This is a genomic window from Streptomyces odontomachi, assembly GCF_024435355.1.
In the GTDB taxonomy this organism is placed as follows: Bacteria; Actinomycetota; Actinomycetes; order Streptomycetales; family Streptomycetaceae; genus Streptomyces; species Streptomyces odontomachi.
Genome location: NZ_JAMJWG010000017.1, coordinates 58,911 through 76,799, shown reverse-complemented (window position 1 = coordinate 76,799; position 17,889 = coordinate 58,911). Strand labels below are relative to the sequence as shown.

Sequence of the window (17,889 nt, the reverse complement as noted above, 5' to 3'; positions counted from 1 at the left end):
GTAGGTCCGATCTCTCTGCCCGGAAGACGACGTACGCGGCGCTTGCTCGTTGCCGCAAGCCTGTACGAAGGGAAGAATTGTCCTCGCTCCCGCGCGACCCGTCCGAGGTCCGGAACGGGCTGTCCGTGGTGCGCTCCCCCACGACTCAGGGTCTCTCGAACGGAAAGACGGCTGGCGAGCCCAGCATGATCCGGACGAGAGGCCCTCGCCCCCGCCCGTCTCGTGCGTTGCCGAAGGGAGAACCATGGCCTTCGGATTCACTCCGGCCACGGCGGACCCAGCCTCGCCGTACACGAAGACCGCCGAGTTGTCCGCCGACTCCACCCACCAGACGTCCCGCTTCCTGGAACCGGCGCAGTGGGCCACCGCGGGCATTCCGCTGCTGCGCAGTCCGCGCGAGGTGGTCAGCGGGCTGCACTCCCGGCACCGGCCCACGTTGACGATGGCCGTGGTGGCCGTCCTCGACCCCGAGGAACGGCTCAATGCCAGCGCCTCGTTCGTTCGACGACCGGCGCCCCCGGACGGCTGGATGTTCCGCAACGCACTGCTGTCGCAGCTGCGCCGGGTGATACCGCACGACCTCAGGCGCCGTACGCCGGTGCGTACGGCGGTACTGATGTACTGCCGGGAAGGGGACGCGCGTTGGACGGAGGAGGACGGTGCGTGGATGTGGGGGCTGCGGGACGCCTGCACGCTGCACGGGCTGCGGTGCGGTGCCTACATCACGCTGACCGGGGACGGCTGGCAGGTCATGGGTGAGGGGCGCGGCGGGCGGCGGCCCAACGCGGCATCGTCACCGGAACCGCTGGGCGGCCCCGAGTCACCCCCGCCGCGCGCCGGCGGCGGGGCCTCGGAGGTCCAGCGCCGCGCGGCGGCCCGCTGAGCGCGGCGCGCCCCCGGTGCACTCCCCCACTGCCTTAAGGGCGTGGGAGGTGCCCCCACTTGCGCCGACGCGCCCCGGCGACCGAAGTCCGGGTTCAGCACCCGGGTTCGGACGTCCGAGGCACCTGACGACCTAGGTCCGGTCCCGGTCCCCGGTGTCCGGGATCCGGCCCTTCGGGGTTCAGACCCCCGCGCCCAGCACCGCGTTGATGCGCTGCGGGTCACCACAGACGATCAGCAGGGCGCCTGCCCGGCTGAGGGCGAGCGGGAGGGCGGTGGCGGCGGACTCATCGGACCCACCGTTGACCGCGACGACGACCACGGAACGCTGCTCGGCACGCGCCACGTCGGCGGCGGCGGCGTAGAACACGTCGTCGCCGGCGTCGTGTTGCGCCCAGTAGGCGTCCGCACCGAAGGACAGCTCATGGGCGGCCCAGGGGTGCGGGTCGCCGGTCGTGATCACCAGGACGTCGCCCGGCGCCCGACCCGACTCCAACAGCAGGTCGACGGCTTCTTCCGCAGCGTCCAGGGCGCCTTCGACGGATGCCGGAACCAGCTGGATCTGCGGCGCCGACGCCTCGGGGGCGGAAACGGTGGACGAGGTCGATGAGGGGGACGGTGCCGGGGCGGCCGGCACCGACGTGACAGCCGGTGTTTCGCGCGGCGCACGCTGCGCGGGCGGCTTCGGCCGGGCGGGGCCCGGCCGGCCGGGTCGCGGCGCGGGTGCGGGACGCGGACCGGGTACGGGACGAGGGGTCGGCGCGCTGCGGCCGCTGGCCGAGGCGGCGCGGGAACCCTGCGCACTCTCGTGAATCTGAGGCTCCTCGGGTATGAGAGGCATGAGTGGATATCTATCAAACGCCGTTGCGTATCGCCCCGGCGGGTGGCACACAAGTGCGAACGGAGCGTCAGACGTCGAGTTCCAAGCCGAGCTGGCCTTCGATCGCGGGGATGGCTCCGGTAGCCCAGGCGCGGGCCTTCTTCAGGTGCCGCCACTGGGGCAGCGCATCAAGATACGCCCACGTGAGCCGGTGGTATGGGGTGGGGCCCCATTCCTTCAGCGCGGCCTGGTGCACCGGCGACGGGTAGCCGGCGTTGACCGCAAAATCAAATTCTGCATGGTCTGAGCCGAGTTCCGCCATCATTGTGTCGCGCGCCACTTTCGCGAGTACCGACGCCGCGGCGACGGACACGCAGGAGCGGTCCCCCTTGATGACCGTACGGACCCGCCAGGGCGCCCCGAGGTAGTCGTGCTTCCCGTCGAGGATCACGGCGTCCGGGCGTACCGGCAGCGCGTCCAGGGCCCGCGATGCGGCGAGCCGCAGGGCCGCGGTCATTCCCATGTCGTCGATCTCCTCGGGGGACGCGTGCCCGAGGGCGTGCGAGGTGACCCAACCCTGAAGGATCTCCGCGAGGGCGGTGCGCCGCTTCACGGTGAGCAGCTTGGAGTCGGTGAGGCCGTCCGGCGGCCGGCGCAGTCCGGTGATCGCGGCGCACACGGTGACGGGGCCTGCCCACGCCCCCCGTCCCACCTCGTCGATACCTGCGACGAGCTTCGCTCCGGTGGTGGCGCGAAGGGAGCGCTCGACGGTGTGGGTGGGTGGTTCGTACGCCATGACAGGTCTCAGCCTACGCCGCCGGGTTCCCGTGCGGGCAACCGCCCCGGCCCTGCCCGGCGCCGCGCCGCCCGGTGCCCCGACACCCCACCGCGGCCACGGAGTTGCCCCGTCCGCGCCCCGCCGCGTCAGTCGGATCGCGGCAGCAGCAGCGGAAGCATGAGGCAGTCGACCATCTCCTCCAGGTCCTTCGCCTCCCATTCGCTCGCGCACACCTTCGAGCGGTACATCAGCATCGCGGGCATCACGTCGTAGACGTAGGAGTGCGCGGCCTGCGGGCGCACCTCGCCCCGTTCGACGCCGCGGAGCACGACCTCCTCGATCAGCTCGACGGTCGGGTGGACGACCCCGTCGGTGATCACCCGGTGGAACCGCTCGGCCGTCGACATGTCGCATTCGTGAAGGACGGCGCGGAGCGCGAAGCCGGGGCGCGAGAACATCGCGTCGCGCACCTGGTGACAGAGCGCCAGCAGATCCGCGCGGACGCTGCCGAGATCAGGCGCCCGGTCGAGCGTCGGCAGGGCACGCTTCAACGCCTCCGCGACCAGTTCCTCCTTCGTGGGCCAGCGGCGGTAGACGGCGGCCTTGCCGGTCTGCGCGTTCGTGGCCACGCCCTCCATCGTGAGGCCGTTCCAACCGACCGTGCCGAGCTGATCCAGCGCCGCCTCGAGGATCGCGCTCTCCAGCACGGCGCCGCGGCGACGCATGACGGACGGACCTGGGGAGGGGGCCGTCCCACGCGAAGTAACCATCGGTGACTCTCCGTTGCACTTCCGTTGAACATCCGTTGTTCGCACGAGCGGTGACAGACACGCCCAGCCGGCAGCTCCAGTGAACGCTTGCGTTCACTGTTGGGGACTCATTACCGTAGGGCGCGACAGTGAACGTGACCGTTCACTAACGCACTTGTGGGGGACCCAATTGTGACAACCTCTCCTTTGCTCGACGACCCGAAGCTCGATACGACACGCCGGTCGGCGCGGCCCGGCATCGCACTCGCCGTCATCGCGGCGTGCCAACTCATGGTCGTACTCGACACGACGATTGTGAATATCGCGCTCCCGCACATCCAGACCGCACTCCAGTTCTCGACCACCGATCTCACCTGGGTGGTCAGTGCCTACACCCTCACCTTCGGCGGTCTGCTGCTGCTCGGCGGTCGTGCGGGTGACATCCTCGGGCGTCGCCGGGTCTTCCTGACCGGCATCCTGCTCTTCACGCTGGCGTCGCTGCTCGGTGGACTCGCCCAGGAGCCCTGGCAGCTGCTGGCTGCGCGGGTCCTCCAGGGCGTCGGCGGCGCCATCGCCTCGCCCACCTCGCTGGCGCTGGTCACGACGACCTTCCCGGAGGGCCCCGAGCGCAACCGCGCCTTCGGTGTCTTCGCCGCGGTCTCCGCGGGCGGCGGCGCCATCGGGATGCTGGCGGGCGGCATGCTCACCCAGTGGCTCGACTGGCGGTGGGTGCTCTTCGTCAACGTGCCCATCGGCATCGCGATCGCCTTCCTCACGCCGCTCTACATCGCCGAGTCGGAGCGCCATTCCGGCCGCTTCGACATCGCGGGCGCCCTGACCTCCACGTTGGGCATGGTCGCGCTGGTGTACGGCTTCATCAGGGCGTCCGAGCAGGGCTGGCGCGATGATCTGACGCTCGGCTCGTTCGGCGCCGCGGTCGTGCTGCTGCTGCTCTTCGCGGCCGTCGAGAGCCGCGCCAGGGAACCGATCACGCCCCTGCGGATGTTCGCCGACCGCAACCGCTCCGGCACGTATGTGATCATGCTCAGCCTGGCCGCGGCGATGTTCGGCATGTTCTTCTTCATCGTACTTTTCGTCCAGAACGTTCTGGATTACTCGCCCATCCGGGCAGGTCTGGCCTTCCTGCCGGTGACCGTGGTCATCGCGATCGGCGCCGGGCTGTCCCAGCGCCTGCTGCCGGTGCTCGGCCCCAAGCCGTTCATGGTCTCGGGCACGCTGATCGCCGTGGTGGGCCTCTGCTGGCAGACGATGATCAGTCCCGACAGCTCCTACCTCGGCGGGGTGCTGGGCCCCATGATGGTGTTCGGCTTCGGCATGGGCCTGAACTTCGTCACCCTCACCCTCACGGCGGTCTCCGGCGTGGCCCAGCACGAGGCGGGCGCCGCTTCGGGCCTGCTCAACGCCACCCAGCAGGTCGGCGGGTCGATCGGCCTCGCCATCCTGACCACGGTCTTCGGCACGGCCAGCCGTGACGAGGCGACCAAGCAGCTGCCCGACTTCATGGCCCATGCGACACCCCAGCAGCAGGCGGCGTTCGCGAAGACGCACCAGTTCCCGGCGCCCTGGAGCCACGAGGTGCTGGCCCACGGCATCTCCACCGCCTTCGTGCCGGCTGTCGCCATGGCCGTGCTGGCCATGATCACCGCACTGATGGTCATCCGGGTGCGCAAGAGCGACCTGGAGGCCCTGGCGGGCGCGGCCGGTCCGGCCGGCGGATGAGGCACGCCTGCGGCGCAGGGGAGCGGTGTTGGGGGCCCCTGCGGCGCAGGCCGGAGAGATCCCCGGAGGGATGCCCGGGGCCGCAGGGGGCGGCACCACGGGTACGGGGATCGGTGTCGGAGCCGGGTCGCGCCCTGAGAGCGAGGGGGCGCGGACCCGGCTTCGGCCGTTCTACCGCGACGTCGGCAGCCAGTCCGGCAGGGTCTCCGTCCGGGCCAGCCAGGGCGCGGGCGGGGCGCCCGGGGCGCCGGACGCCACGATCCCCCCGACGATCGCGCAGGTCGTGTCCACATCGCCGCCGACCTGTGCGGTCGCCCAGAATGCCTGCGCGTAGTCGCGCAGACCGCGGGCCGCCGACCAGAGCGCGAACGGCACCGTGTCGGGTGCCGAGGTGCGGCGCCCGCAGCCGAGGACGGCCGCGACGGTCGCCGCGTCCTCGTAGTCGAGCATCTCGCTCGCCCGGTGCAGCCCCGCGGCCACCGCACTGCGCGGGATGAGCGCGAGGACGTCGCGCAGCAGCGCCGCAGGCGCGGGCGGACCGGCCGGATCGGCGGCGAGGGCGGCGGCTGCGGCCACCGCCATGGCGCCGACGACGGCCTCCTGGTGCTGGTGGGTGACGTAGGCGGAGATCTCCGCCTGATGCGTCGCCTGTTCGGGGTCGTACGCGTACCAGGCCCCCAGGGGCGCGATGCGCATCGCGGCGCCGTTCCCCCACGATCCCTGGCCGTTGAACAGCTCCGCGGCGAGCCGGCGCCAGTCGCCGCCCTCCCTGACCAGCCGGAGCAGCCGGTTCACGGCGGGCCCGTAGCCACGGTCGAAGTCATGGTGGTGGGCGAAGGACGCGGCGAGGACGTCCTGGTCGATGCGCTGGTGCTCGGTGAGCACGGCCAGCACCGAGCAGGCCATCTCCGTGTCGTCGGTCCACTGCCAGTCACCGGGCGGCGGCTCGCGGCGCTCCAGGAACGGGCGGTTCACGGGCACGAAGAACTGGGAGCCGAGGGCGTCCCCGACGGACAGTCCCCGCAGACTGGCCAGCGCACGCTCGGTGCAGGCGGCGACATCGGACGAGGGTCCGGAAACGGCGGGGGACGCGGGCGGGGAGGCGGCAGAGGAGGAGGCAGCGGAGGGAGGGAAGTCGGAGGTCATATCACCTGCCACTTTAATCGCTGGTCGCCCCGTACGACCGTGGCTCGTGCCACTTCTCGAAGGGGCGGTCGAGGGTGTACTTGCCGTCCGCACCGAGTTCCAGCACCCGCGTCTCACCGTTGCCCGGATTGGACAACGCCTCGAACTCGGCGACCGTCCAGTGGAACCAGCGCATGCAGAACAACCGCATGGTCAGTCCGTGGGTGACGAGCAGCACGTTCGGCGGGTGGTCGGGGTCGGCGAAGCTGCGGTGCAGGCTCTCCAGGAAGGCGCCGACCCGGTCGTACACGTCCGCGCCCGACTCGCCCTGGGCGAAGCGGTAGAAGAAGTGCCCGTAGGTGTCCCGGTACTCCTTCTGCCGGAGCACGTCGTCCCGGTCCTGCCAGTTGCCCCAGTCCTGCTCGCGCAGCCGCGGCTCCTCGCGCACCCGTACCAGCTCGGGGTCGAGGCCGAGCAGCTGCAAGGTCTGGTGGGTGCGGCGGTACGGCGACACGTAGACGCTGACCCGCTCCCGGCCGAACAGCGCACGCAGCTCCTTGCCGAGCGCCTCGGCCTGCCCGCACCCCCGGTCGGTGAGCGCCAGGGCATGGTCCGGCTCGCGTTCGTACACGGTGTCGTCCACGTTTCCCTGGGACTCGCCGTGCCGGACGAGGACGATGCGGCGTGGTCGTGCCATGGTGACGACTCTAGTTCGGCCGTGGCCCGTCACCCGTCGGTGCCGGCGCGGCGGCGCGCCAGCCGCCCGTCGACGCCGCCCTCACACCGTCCAGGACGGTTCGAGTTCGACGATGTCGCCGGTCAGGGCGGCCACGTCCGCCTCCGTCTGGGCGCGCAGGGAGAGGCGTTCCACCCGCTCCGCCCGGTACTTCCCGTGCTCGGCCGCCGACCGCCACATGGACAGGACCATGAATTCGGGGCCCGGTGCCTCGCCGAACAGGCCGCGCACCATTCCCGGTGAACCGGCCATGGCGGGGTTCCACACCTTCTCCTGCATCAGCGCGAAGTGCTCGGCCCGTTCGGCGTGCACGCGGCAGTGCGCGACCCGTACCAGGTCGGTGTCCGCAAAACGCGGTTCGAACCCGGTCTTCACGTCGAACCGGTGGTCGAAGAGTTTGGTCTGCATGTCCCGGTGGGTGCCGGACTGGGCTGCCGCGAGCCGGTCATGGGAGCGCGCCATGAAGGAGTCGTAGAAGGCCCGGCTCTCCCAGAAGGAGAAGATGTGCGCCACTTGCGGCCTGGTCCGGCTCCAGCCGCCGCCCTGTCCGCGAAAGCCCGGCTCGCCCAGAAGCCCCGCCCATTTCCGCTGCCCCCGTTCGAAACCCCTACGGTCCACCACGGTGCAGCGAATCCACTTGACCAGCACCGCGCCATGGTAAAGCCCAACCACGTGGCGCCGGTCACTCTCGACGGAGTCCATCCTTCGCATCGGTGTGCACGCCACGGGGCGTGCGCCCCGGGCGGACGGTCCGTCCTCAGCTCCCCCGCTATCGGTCCCCCTCCAGCACGCTGTCCGAAACCATGCGCCCACCTGGGCATTTTCGACGCGATCAAGGCACCGGTGACTCCGGCGCGCATGGCATCATGGACAAAAGCCGCACGCGACGCGCCAGTTGACCCGCGCCCCGTCCCCTGGCCGAATCCATGACCCCGCCCCCGCCCTCGCCCATCCGACCGCCGCCCACCCCACCAACCGTTCGCCCACGATCGCTTACCGCTCGGCCCGGCCGGGGAGACGACAGAAGAAGGGGGAATTTTCGATGAACAGTCTCAACAAAGGGCTGGACAAGGTCGAGGTCGCCATTCGCTGGGACCCCAGCCCACTGGACGAGCCGGATCACGACCTCGACCTCGTCGCCGCCACCTACACGGCGGACGACCCGCACGGCGCCCCGGACTACCTGGTGCACTTCGACAGCCGCTCCCCGGACGGCACCATCGAGCTGAACCGGGACAGCCGCACGGGGCAGGGCCTCGGTTTCGACGAGGTCATGACGCTGGAGCTGGACCGCCTGGCACCGCGGTACGTGCGGGTGCTGGTGGGTGTGGCGATCCAGCAGTCGGAGCGGCGGCTGACGTTCGGCGACGTCCAGGGCACCGGCCTGCGGATCCGCTCGGACGACAACGAGCTGGCCGAGGGCGACTTCGCCGCGGCGGCCGGCGCGACGGCCGCCGTGATCGCCGAGTTCACCCGGGATCCGTCGGGGGCGTGGCACCTGCACCCGACCGTGCGCGGCTTCGACACCGACCCCGCCTCGTTCGCGAGCATGATGGGCCACAGCACGCTCTGAGCCCACCCGGGGGCGGTCACCCGTCGGGCGCCGGGCGCCGGCCGCAGCGCCGCCGCGGCCGGCGCCCACCGGTGCTCACGCCTGCCGGCCGCGGCGGGCCACGAGCAGTTCGACGCCGTCCAGGATGCGGGCGAGGCCGAAGTCCAGCGCGTTGTCCTGCGAGCCGTGGGCCACGGCGGACGCGAACGCCTCCTTGAGCGCCGGGAATCGATCCATGCGGTCCTGGACGAGCGCGCCGAGCCCCGCGGTCATCGCCCCCTCGACGCTCTCCGCGCCCTCGCCCACGGCGGCCTCCTGCTGGGACAGGGAGCGCACATGCCCGGCGAGCGTCGCCGCCACGTCGAGCTTCTCGCCGCCGTCCAGGCCGGTACCGGAGAGCGCCACGACCGCCTGTTCCATCCAGCCGAACTCGCACGGGCCGATGGGCCGGGCCCCGACGGTGGCCTCCGACACCCACGGGTGCCGCCGGAACCGTTCGAACATCTGCCGCGCCCAGGTGTCCAGCTTCGGGCGCCATCCCTCCGACCCGTCGGCGAGGCTCGGCGGCTCCCCGATGCCCGTCTCGACCATGAGCGCGACCAGCTCCTCCTTGCCCGGCACATACCGGTAGAGGGCCATCTTCGTGACGCCGAGCGCGGCGGCGACGCGCTGCATGGTCAGCGCGGCCAGCCCTTCGGCGTCGGCGACGGCGATGCCGGCCCGCGCGATGGCGTCCAGGTCGAGGGCCGGCTTGGGGCCGCGCCTCGGGACGGGTTGGCGCTCCCAGAGCAAGGTCATGGCATCCGTCCGACGCCCCGTCGCCTCTCCGCCGGCCATGCCCGCTCCCCTGCTGTCCGTCCGCGGCACCGGCGAATCCGTCTTGCCGCCGGCGATTAACTGTGTCTATCGTACACTGTGTCCGTCGGACACAATTAATCTGCACCCGGCCACGGGGACGGCTGCGCACGCCGCCGACCTCTTCCGCGGGCGGGCATCGACGAAAGAGACAGACATGACGACTGACCGGGGGACCGGCAGGACCAGCGGCCAGGACGCACTGCACGGCATGCGCATCCTGGTCTCGGGTGCCGGAGTGGCAGGACCGGCGCTCGCGTACTGGCTGACCCGGTACGGCGCACGGACCACCGTGGTCGAGACCGCACCGGCGCTGCGCACCAGCGGCTTCGCCGTCGACTTCCGGGGACCGACGCACCTGGGGGTGCTGGCGCGGATGGGCGTGCTCGACGAACTGCGCGCCCTACAGACCCACGGCGGCGCCATGCGGTGCGTGGACGAGCACGGCCGGGAGATCTTCACCCTGCCCGCCGATTTCGCCGGCGGCGACATCGAGGTGCTCCGCCGCGACCTCTCCCGGGTCCTCTACGAACACAGCGCCGACCGCGCCGAGTACGTCTTCGGCGACCGCATCACCCGACTGACGGAGACCGCCGAGGGCGTCCACGTCGAGTTCGCCCGGTCCGCGCCGCGCACCGTGGACCTCGTCGTGGGCGCCGACGGCATGCACTCCGGGGTGCGCAGGCTCGCCTTCGGCCCGGAGCGCGACTTCGTGAAGCACCTCGGCTACTGCCTGGCCGGCTGGGACTTCCCCAACGACCTGGGCGCCGGCACCACCCCCGAGCAGTACAACGTGCCGGGCCGGATGGCCAGCGTCGCGGCCGACGGGCGCGACCCGGACCGGGCGGGCGCGTTCGTCGTCTTCGCCGCTCCCCCGGTCGACCACGACTGGCAGGACACCGACCGGCACAAGGAGTGCATCGCGGCGGCCTTCGCCGGCCTGCGCTGGCACGTCCCTCAACTGCTCGGCACCCTCCAGGACGCGTCCGAACTGTACTTCGACTCGATCAGCCGGGTGCGCATGCCGCACTGGACCACCGGCCGGTACGCCCTGCTCGGGGACGCCGCCTGGGGCGTGACCCTCGGCGGCATGGGGGTGGGCACCGGGCTCGTCGGCGCCTACGTCCTGGCCGGTGAGCTCGCCGCCGCCCGCGGCGACCACCGAACCGCGCTGCCCGCCTACGAACACCGGATGCGGCGATACGCCGGCCGGTGGCAGCGCGGCGCCAACCCCGGCCAGTTCCTGGCGCCGTCCAGCGCCACCGGACTGTGGGTCCGCAACTCCCTGTTCAGGACACGCACGGCACAGCGGTTGCTGGTCTCGAGCAGCACCTCACTGGCGACGACGCCCGACCTCCCGGAGTATGCGCTCTGACCTGCCGGTTCAGCCGGTGCGTGTGGCGCGCCAGCACACGCTGCGCAGGGGGAGCGCGACGCGCGAGGCAGCGGCGAGCAACGGGTGACGGGCGACGTGGTCCGCCAGGCGCGCGCGTACCCGCCGCTGCTCGGCTTCCGGCAGCCGGAGGAAGAAGCCGTAGGTCGTGTAGAGGCCGACGAGTTCCTCCGGGGTGCGTTCGACCGTGCCCCGCACCACGCACGTACGCACCTCGGTGAACGGTGCCCCGTCCGGCAGATCGACCTGGTAGCAGGGCTCCCGCAGCGGGATGTCCCGGACCAGCCCGCGCACGAACGCATCGAGTTCGGCCACCCAGGGGACGTCGTCGTCCCGTCGCGTCCACAGCACGCCGAACCGCCCACCGGGCACGAGCACCCGCGCGATCTCCACAACCGCCAGCGCAGGATCCAACCAGTGCCACGCGGAGGACACCAGGACAGCGTGCGCGCACGCGTCCGCAAGCGGAAGGTGCTCGCCGGACCCGGCCAGCGTGCGCACTTCAGGACACCGATCGGTCAGCACGGCGCGCATCCGGGCGTCGGGCTCCACCGCGGTGACCTGACGGCAGCGTGCGCTCAGCAGCCGGGTCAGCGCGCCGGTCCCGGCGGCCAGATCCACCACGCCGCCCCCGCCTCCCGGGAGCAGCCAGTCGACGGCGGCCCGCGGTGGACCCGGCCGCAACCGGTCGTAATCCACCGCGCTGCGGCCGAACGACATGCCCGAAGGGGACCTCTCGCCCATCGGGGTCACCTCACGCATGCGGCGCGGTGTCGTCGGCCCAGGACACCGCCTCGTTGCCGAAGACCATCTGGCGCCCGCCTCCCTGGGCCACGTTCACCTTGAAGTTCTCGCTGATCCTGGACATGTAGCCGCTCGGGCGGCCCCTCAGCCACACCACCGACAGGTCCTGGTAGGCCCGCCTGCCGTGCCAGGTGATGCGGGAGGGGTCGACGGCCTCCTGGACGAGCCATCCCTCGCGCACCGCACGCGTGGCGATGCGTGCCCACCGGTCCCGGTCGGTCTGCGCGCCGACATGGACGCTGCGGCCCTGGGTGTCGTACGGGCCCTTGATGACCCAGGCGCCGCGGTCGCGCAGGAGTTCACCGTGGTCGACGCCGTCGCCGGCCTTCCGGCTGAACGGGATGAGCCGGCCGATCGCCTCGGTCTCCGCGGCGTTGAAGAGGTGGTGGAACCGGGGGTCGGAAAGGACCGCGAGGCAGAGCTTGTTGTCGCCGATCCACCGCCCGGGCAGCGGGTTGACCAACGGGAGAGCGCCGGATGACACCCTCTGGAGGAAGGCCCTCCACCCTGCTGCGTCCGCCAGTACGGCCTGCACTCCGTACTTGAGGTAGCCGGCCCGCACGTCGTGGCGTCGCCAGTCGCCCGCCGCCGGGTGGGTCACGACGACCTGGCAGTCCTCCTGTTCCAGGATGGCGCGCATCTTCCCGATCTCCAGGGTGTTCCCGCCCGGCTGGTGGAAGAGGGCCACGGTGTCGCCGCTCGTCGCACCGGTCGAGGAGAACAGCAGCCGGGCGAACCACTCGCCCTCATGTAATGCGTCGCGTGCGACTCCCCAGCGGTCGAAGAGTTCCTTCACCGCGCCGTGCTCGGCCCAGAGCCTTCGAAAGGCGCTGGTGAACAGGGCACCGCCGGGGCAGTTCGCGTTGAACTCCACGATGCGTGCCGTGCCGATGCTGCCGCCGACCATGTCGAACCGGCAGAAGTCCACCCGATGGTCCGTCGCGGGCGAGGCCTCCACCCATGGGCGGAGCGCGTCGGGGACGGCGAGAAACTCCTTGAGTTCGGGGTTCTCGCGGTATCCGGTGATGACCTTGCGCCAGGCCGAGGTGATGTGGGGCATGCTCCGTGCGAGGTGCCGCTCGAACCCGGTCGTCAGGGTGCGAAGGCTCGGCAGCATCGGATAGAGCACCGGCCTTCCGTCGCGCAGCACGGTGAGGTCCTCCCGCCAGGCCGCCGCCACGACGTCCTGGTGCAGGGCCGCCAGGCGTTCCGGCGTGAGGTCGCCGCCGGTGGCCCCCGGTGCGGGGAGCGACCGTTCCTCGTCGAACATCGGAACCGTCGCTTCGGTGCGTGCGGTGCCGTTTCCCGTTGCGTTCATCGGTGTGTGCACTCCTTCGGTCGTGGTGTACGGCCGCATGGCCGTTCGGTGTTCATGTCCGGGCCGCCGGAAGGGCGATGTTGGCGGTGGCGCCGGCCGTGGTGCTGATGACCGCGGGTCCGTCGGCGTTCAGGCACCGAGTCACGCATCCGTGCGTGCGTCCCAGGACCACGAAAGGGCTGAGGACGACCGAGAAGCGGCGCGATCCCGCTGCGCCCTGCGCGGTGGCGACCGGCAGCGTGGCCGGCACGACGTCCTGGAACTCCTGGACGATCCAGTCGCCCGCGTGCAGCGCACCGCGCACGGCCGCGGCCCACCGCTCCGGCACCTGCTCACGGCCCGCGATGACCTCGACGCCGCCCCGGCCGGCCCCGCGTTTCAGCACGAACGCGTCCCGCCGCGCCAGCAGGAGCTTCTCCATCGCCATGACGTCGCCCTGGTAGGCGACCGTGCCGGGGTGGACGGCTCGGGTCCACGGCACGTAGCGCTCGACGAACGCCGCCTCCTCCCGGTCCAGGGGCACCCGGCCCGTCGACACGAGGGCCAGCAGCCGCTTGTCCGCCATCAGGAACGCGGACTGCGGGCACAGGACGTGGCATCCCCGGGCGACGAGCCGGCGCAGCGGCGTGCTGCCGAGCCGTGCACTCCTCCACCGGTCGGGGCGGTTCCTGCGCAGGGCCAGCGGCCACGGTGAACCGGGCCGCGCGGCCATCCGCCTCAGGAGTTCGCCCGGTCCCACGGCTTCGGCATCGATGCCGCGCGCCCTGAGGGCAGCCGCTTCGAAGCGATAGCCGCCGCGCGCGTCGGGACTCTGGTACTCGGGCAGCCCGAGGAGCGCCGCCCGCGGCTCCACGCCCGTCGCACGCGCGTATTCCAGAACCAGCCGAGCCAGCCCCTCCATGACCTTGGGGTCGTCGCTCGACAACGCCATCCCGGACGGGCCCGCCCAGAAGGACCGCAGGAGATCGCACTGCGCCACGCCGCCCAGGGCGGTGCCGATGTTCGCCTCCAGCAGCTTCGGACCGGTGTCGGAGAACACCAGGTCAGGCCGGGCGACGGCGGCCGACCACAGCTCTTCCGCGGGGTCCGGCAGGAAGTACGGATGCGCCGCCCGGTACGCGTCCCAGTCGACGCCGAGCCGTCGGGCGCGTGCGGCGGGGGTGGTGCCCAGGGAGCGGAAGCTCTTCTCCAGGATCGCGACGCAGCGGACGGCCACATCGCAGAGCTCGCGGTAGGCCTGGGGAGTGAGCATGATCGGGCTGCTCACCCATTCCGGCGTCCAGGTGAAGGGGATTCCCTTCAGGTGTTCCCGCCTGAGTCGGTGCTGTTCCCGCTGGTCCGAAGGGGGCGGGCTCGATGAGAAGGGCGAGCTGTGCGGAGTCACGGTCTCCCACCGATCCCTCGCCGACGGCTCGTTGTCCCCTGGGGAGCGACGCTCCACGGCGACGGCAGGACCCGGCGCAGACGCGGGCCGCCGGCGGCCACGGCGTGCAGCGGGTACGCCGCCGCCCTGCGGATGTACGGCCCGGCGAGGTGGTGCCCCGGGTGGACGTCGTGCTCGTGCCCGCCGTCCGCTCCGATGCCCGCGGTCGGCGCGGCGGGCTCCGGGCCCGCCGGTGTGTGGCCGCCCGGCATGGTGATCACGCCCGGTCGGGCGAGCGGTGACGCCGAAGGGGTCTCTCGGTCGCCCGCCGGTCGGGTGTCCGACGGATTCCGGATGCCGGTGAAGGGATGGTCCAAGTGCACGGGAGTGCCGCCTCGCTTTCGTCCGTGACGACCGGCCAGTGGCTGCTCATGGCCGTGTGCCGGGGCCTTCGGACCGGCCGCCGGCTCACTCGACTGTGCGGTTCGACGCTGCCTACCGGCATCAGTCACACGACTGGCGTTTCGACGGGTTGAGCCGCGGCCCGCGGGCGCACACCACCCCACCGGCGCCTCCTGCACCGGGCGCATCTCGCGCACGCACCTGGTGGAGTCGGGCGGCACTCTGCAACCGACGGGGCACGACGACGGCTATCCTGTGCTGGTCACGTTGCAGCGTTCCGTACCGGATGCGACCTCCGTGACCTGCACACCGTCCGCTGTCTCGACGGCACAGGGATGCACCACACGGCGCCCGCCGCGGTCGCGGGACGGGGCGGCCGTGACGCCGAGGAGTCGTTCCGCATCCGGCTTCGGACACCGATGTCGCCGGCAGCGACAACGCGCCTGAGGAATACGTTCATGGACGACCCGTTATCGCTGGTGGACGGCCCGGAGATCATCGGCCGCGACGACGAGCTGGCCGGCATCCGGTCACTGTGGCGCGCCGCCGCCGACCGGCTCCACATGCTGGTTCTCGTCGGAGAGCCGGGCGTCGGCAAGACCGCGCTGCTCGACCGGGCCGCCACCGATGCGGCCCGGGACGGGCGGCGGATCCTGCGGGTGCACGGCAGCGAGGACGAGTCGGAGCTGGCCTTCGCCGGACTGCACCAGTTGCTGCGGCCGGTACTGCCCGACGTGGAGACCCTGCCACCGCGGCAACGAGACGCGCTGCGGCAGGTGTTCGGACTCGGCGAGCCCGGCAGCGACGGCACGTCGCCGGCCGCGCGCGAATCCAGCCGGCTGTTCATGTATATGGGAGCGCTGACCCTGCTCTCGGACCTGGCCGCCCGGCAGCCCCTGCTGGTGGCCGTGGACGACGTGCACGTGCTGGACCCCGAGTCACTCGACGTGCTCGCCTTCATCGCCCGCCGCCTGGCCGGCGAGCCGATCGCCGTGCTCGCGACGGCCCGCGGCAATGCGCTGCCCGACCAGTTCCGCGCCTACTTCGTCCGACTTCCGGTGGAGCCCCTCGACCGCAGGACGGCGGGCGTACTCCTCGACCACCAGCCGCACCCTCCGTCGGACCGGACCCGCGCCCGCATCCTCGACCAGGCGGCCGGCAATCCCCTGGCCCTGATCGAGCTGAGCCGGGCTGCCGCGCAGCAGCCCGACGCCGACGAGGACGGGCCGGAGCAGTCCGCACTGTCCCTGCCCGACCGGCTGACGCACATCTTCACCGCACAGCTGTCCGCGCTGCCCGAGCCCACCCGACGCCTGCTGCTCCTGGCCGCCGCGGGCAGCGACGACCTGACGGCCGTCCACGCCGCCGCCCGCACCAACACCGGGGTCGACGCATGGGGACCGGCCAAGGACGCCGGACTGGTACGGATCGTGGAAGGCCGGATCCGGTTCCGCCACCCGCTGGTACGCGCCGCCGTCTACCAGGCGGCAGCACTGACCGACCGGCACGCCGCACACCGCGCCCTGGCCGCCGCCCTCGCCGACGAACCGGACCGGCGGGCCTGGCACCTGGCCGCCTCCACCATCGGCACCGACGAGCAGATCGCCGCGGCCCTGGAGGGCACCGCCGACCGGAGCCGGCTACGGGGCGGCTACATCGCCGGTGCCCGCGCGCTGGAACGCGCCGCCCAGCTCACCCCCGAGCCGGAGCAACGCGCCAGGCGCCTGGCGGCCGCCGCGACGCTGGCCATGTTCGCCGGCCATCCACGCCGGGTGGGAGACATCGCCGCCCGGGTCACCACGCTCACCGACGATCCCGTTCTGGTGTCGGAGGCGTCGCGCCGGGCCGGCTGGGCACTGGCGGTGACCACCCGCTACGCCGACTCGCTCGGATTCCTCCTGCCCGCCGCACGCGAAGCCGTCGAAGCGGACCCCGAGGGCGCCCTGGACGCCCTCGGCACCGCGACGCCACCCGCCTACAACTCCGGTGACCCGCAGCACCGCCGGGCGGTCCTGGACATCGCGGACCGCATCGTCGGACACGAGGACAACGTCGACCTCATCTGGACGTACGCCGGATGCGACCCCTTCGGCAGCCGCGCCCGGGTGCTGCCCGCGCTGCGCCGGGTGGCTCGGGAACGTGAGCTGGCCCTGGGCGAACTGGTCGTCCTCGGCGGCGCCGCCTGGGTGCTGGACGAGACGGACGAGGCCGTACGCCTGCTGGGCAGGGCCATGGAGCACCTACGGCACACCGCCACGGCGGGCAGCAACGGCACCGTCGCGCAGTGCCTTGCGCTGTCCCTCGTCGAGCGCGGCGCCTGGACCGCGGCCCGCAGCACCATGGAGGAGGCCGCCCGCACCGCCGTCGAAGCCGGGCTCGAGGTGGTGACCGTCTCCAACCCGCTGCTGCACGCCTCCCTGCTCGCGCTGCAAGGGGACGCCGAGCAGGCGCGTGCCATGGTGACCGAGGCCGTCGAAAGCGTCGAGATGAGCAACTCCCTCGCGCTGCTGGCCCGCAGCCGCCATGTGCTCGGGATGGCCGCCGTCGCGGACGGGGACCACGACACGGCGTACCGGCACCTGCGCTCGCTGTTCGGTCACGAGCCGGGGTGCGCACCGCTGCACTACCACTTCTCGCCCTACGCCGTCGCCGACCTGGCGGGCGCCGCCGTACGCTCCGGGCGCACCGCGGCAGCCGAAGCCGTGCTCACCGCCGTCCGCGGGCACGTGGGCGGCAACGCCTCCGCGCGGCTCACCAGCCTGCTGCACCGTGCAGCCGCGCTGCTCTGCGAGCCGTCCCGAGCCGAACGCCACTTCCGAGCCGCGCTGGCCGACCCCGACGGGGACCAGTGGCCCTTCGAACGGGCCCAGGTCCGGTTGGACTACGCCGAGTGGCTGCGCAGGCAGCGCAGGACGAAGGCCGCCCGACCGCAGCTGGCGGCTGCCCTGGAAGTCTTCGAGAGCTACGGTGCCCGGCCCTGGACCGAACGTGCGGCGGCGGAACTACGCGCCGCGGGCGTCAGCACGGCGAGGACCACCTCGGTGTCGACGGCCCTGGCCGAACTCTCCCCGCAGCAACTCCAGATCGCGCGCCTGGCCGCCGCCGGGCTGACCAACCGGCAGATCGGCGAACGGCTCTTCATCTCACCGCGCACCGTCGGCTCGCACCTGTACCAGATCTTCCCGAAGCTCGGCGTCACCACCCGCGCACAGCTCCGTGACGTCCTGTCCGAGGCCCCGTAGTCCCCGTGCGGGTGGCCCCGGCCCGTACGCCGCCAGGGGACCGGCCGACGGCCGATCCCCTGGTGTGGTGCTGGTCAGCTGGCTGTCCGGGCCCGCGTCGGATGGTGCGCTCCGACCAGTCCGACGCGAG

The 17,889-nt window shown here is 72.1% G+C and carries 15 protein-coding genes; 5 read left to right on the top strand and 10 right to left on the bottom strand.

The annotated features are described in order from the left end of the window. The first annotated feature begins 244 nt into the window (after window positions 1-244). Window positions 245-883: a hypothetical protein gene (locus NQO67_RS29980; RefSeq protein WP_255953458.1), complete on the top strand. Its 639-nt coding sequence runs from the start codon at window positions 245-247 to the stop codon at window positions 881-883. Between the two features lie 180 nt (window positions 884-1,063). Here the strand turns inward: NQO67_RS29980 and NQO67_RS29975 are convergent, their stop codons facing one another. The 3 genes from NQO67_RS29975 to NQO67_RS29965 all read right to left on the bottom strand — a co-directional run bounded on the left by NQO67_RS29975 (window position 1,064) and on the right by NQO67_RS29965 (window position 3,250). Further along, on the bottom strand, window positions 1,064-1,723 hold the full coding sequence (locus NQO67_RS29975; RefSeq protein WP_255953457.1) for a hypothetical protein: 660 nt from the start codon (window positions 1,721-1,723) through the stop codon (window positions 1,064-1,066). A 67-nt stretch (window positions 1,724-1,790) separates the two neighbouring features. After that, window positions 1,791-2,498: a ribonuclease HII gene (gene rnhB / locus NQO67_RS29970; protein WP_255953456.1), complete on the bottom strand. Its 708-nt coding sequence runs from the start codon at window positions 2,496-2,498 to the stop codon at window positions 1,791-1,793. A gap of 128 nt (window positions 2,499-2,626) precedes the next feature. Next, window positions 2,627-3,250, bottom strand: a complete 624-nt coding sequence (locus tag NQO67_RS29965) for a TetR/AcrR family transcriptional regulator (RefSeq protein ID WP_374119196.1) — start codon at window positions 3,248-3,250, stop codon at window positions 2,627-2,629. A 171-nt stretch (window positions 3,251-3,421) separates the two neighbouring features. On the opposite strand from NQO67_RS29965, the gene NQO67_RS29960 reads away from it, so the two are divergent. Beyond that, a complete protein-coding gene (locus tag NQO67_RS29960) occupies window positions 3,422-4,969 on the top strand; it encodes an MFS transporter (protein ID WP_255953454.1) in 1,548 nt (515 codons plus the stop codon). A gap of 171 nt (window positions 4,970-5,140) precedes the next feature. Here NQO67_RS29960 and NQO67_RS29955 read toward each other — a convergent pair whose 3' ends face one another. The 3 genes from NQO67_RS29955 to NQO67_RS29945 form a co-directional block, all read right to left on the bottom strand. Next, window positions 5,141-6,115: an ADP-ribosylglycohydrolase family protein gene (locus NQO67_RS29955; protein WP_255953453.1), complete on the bottom strand. Its 975-nt coding sequence runs from the start codon at window positions 6,113-6,115 to the stop codon at window positions 5,141-5,143. A gap of 13 nt (window positions 6,116-6,128) precedes the next feature. Then, a complete protein-coding gene (locus tag NQO67_RS29950) occupies window positions 6,129-6,791 on the bottom strand; it encodes a histidine phosphatase family protein (protein WP_255953452.1) in 663 nt (220 codons plus the stop codon). 81 nt (window positions 6,792-6,872) lie between these two features. Beyond that, a complete protein-coding gene (locus tag NQO67_RS29945) occupies window positions 6,873-7,478 on the bottom strand; it encodes a YdbC family protein (RefSeq protein ID WP_255953451.1) in 606 nt (201 codons plus the stop codon). A 394-nt stretch (window positions 7,479-7,872) separates the two neighbouring features. On the opposite strand from NQO67_RS29945, the gene NQO67_RS29940 reads away from it, so the two are divergent. Next, on the top strand, window positions 7,873-8,403 hold the full coding sequence (locus tag NQO67_RS29940) for a TerD family protein (RefSeq protein ID WP_374119195.1): 531 nt from the start codon (window positions 7,873-7,875) through the stop codon (window positions 8,401-8,403). Window positions 8,404-8,478: 75 nt separating this feature from the next. On the opposite strand, the gene NQO67_RS29935 is transcribed toward NQO67_RS29940, so the two are convergent. Next, window positions 8,479-9,180 carry a TetR/AcrR family transcriptional regulator gene (locus NQO67_RS29935; RefSeq protein ID WP_255953450.1) on the bottom strand — a complete coding sequence of 234 codons (702 nt, stop codon included), beginning with the start codon at window positions 9,178-9,180 and terminating at the stop codon, window positions 8,479-8,481. A gap of 214 nt (window positions 9,181-9,394) precedes the next feature. Here NQO67_RS29935 and NQO67_RS29930 point away from each other — a divergent pair, with 214 nt between their 5' ends. Next, entirely contained in the window at window positions 9,395-10,612 is a 1,218-nt protein-coding gene (locus NQO67_RS29930; protein ID WP_255953449.1) for an FAD-dependent monooxygenase, read from the top strand. A gap of 9 nt (window positions 10,613-10,621) precedes the next feature. Here the strand turns inward: NQO67_RS29930 and NQO67_RS29925 are convergent, their stop codons facing one another. From NQO67_RS29925 to NQO67_RS29915, 3 genes are read right to left on the bottom strand one after another with little or no spacing between them, the layout of a single operon-like run. Beyond that, window positions 10,622-11,392 carry a class I SAM-dependent methyltransferase gene (locus tag NQO67_RS29925; protein ID WP_255953448.1) on the bottom strand — a complete coding sequence of 257 codons (771 nt, stop codon included), beginning with the start codon at window positions 11,390-11,392 and terminating at the stop codon, window positions 10,622-10,624. After that, window positions 11,385-12,752: a glutathionylspermidine synthase family protein gene (locus NQO67_RS29920; protein WP_255953447.1), complete on the bottom strand. Its 1,368-nt coding sequence runs from the start codon at window positions 12,750-12,752 to the stop codon at window positions 11,385-11,387. Before NQO67_RS29920 ends, NQO67_RS29925 begins: the two co-directional genes overlap by 8 nt. Window positions 12,753-12,804: 52 nt before the next feature. Beyond that, window positions 12,805-14,019 carry a hypothetical protein gene (locus NQO67_RS29915; RefSeq protein ID WP_255953446.1) on the bottom strand — a complete coding sequence of 405 codons (1,215 nt, stop codon included), beginning with the start codon at window positions 14,017-14,019 and terminating at the stop codon, window positions 12,805-12,807. A gap of 956 nt (window positions 14,020-14,975) precedes the next feature. Between NQO67_RS29915 and NQO67_RS29910 the strand changes: the two genes are divergently transcribed. Beyond that, the gene (locus NQO67_RS29910; RefSeq protein ID WP_255953445.1) at window positions 14,976-17,759 is read left to right on the top strand and encodes a helix-turn-helix transcriptional regulator; all 2,784 of its coding nucleotides are present in this window, start codon (window positions 14,976-14,978) and stop codon (window positions 17,757-17,759) included. The last annotated feature ends 130 nt before the right edge of the window (window positions 17,760-17,889 follow it).

Coding starts and splice junctions, on each gene's coding strand:
- NQO67_RS29980 (WP_255953458.1), top strand. CDS start 245: ATGGCCTTCGGATTCACTCCGGCCACGGCGGACCCAGCCTCGCCGTAC.
- NQO67_RS29975 (WP_255953457.1), bottom strand. CDS start 1,723: ATGCCTCTCATACCCGAGGAGCCTCAGATTCACGAGAGTGCGCAGGGT.
- rnhB (WP_255953456.1), bottom strand. CDS start 2,498: ATGGCGTACGAACCACCCACCCACACCGTCGAGCGCTCCCTTCGCGCC.
- NQO67_RS29965 (WP_374119196.1), bottom strand. CDS start 3,250: ATGGTTACTTCGCGTGGGACGGCCCCCTCCCCAGGTCCGTCCGTCATG.
- NQO67_RS29955 (WP_255953453.1), bottom strand. CDS start 6,115: ATGACCTCCGACTTCCCTCCCTCCGCTGCCTCCTCCTCTGCCGCCTCC.
- NQO67_RS29950 (WP_255953452.1), bottom strand. CDS start 6,791: ATGGCACGACCACGCCGCATCGTCCTCGTCCGGCACGGCGAGTCCCAG.
- NQO67_RS29940 (WP_374119195.1), top strand. CDS start 7,873: ATGAACAGTCTCAACAAAGGGCTGGACAAGGTCGAGGTCGCCATTCGC.
- NQO67_RS29935 (WP_255953450.1), bottom strand. CDS start 9,180: ATGACCTTGCTCTGGGAGCGCCAACCCGTCCCGAGGCGCGGCCCCAAG.
- NQO67_RS29930 (WP_255953449.1), top strand. CDS start 9,395: ATGACGACTGACCGGGGGACCGGCAGGACCAGCGGCCAGGACGCACTG.
- NQO67_RS29925 (WP_255953448.1), bottom strand. CDS start 11,392: ATGCGTGAGGTGACCCCGATGGGCGAGAGGTCCCCTTCGGGCATGTCG.
- NQO67_RS29920 (WP_255953447.1), bottom strand. CDS start 12,752: ATGAACGCAACGGGAAACGGCACCGCACGCACCGAAGCGACGGTTCCG.
- NQO67_RS29910 (WP_255953445.1), top strand. CDS start 14,976: ATGGACGACCCGTTATCGCTGGTGGACGGCCCGGAGATCATCGGCCGC.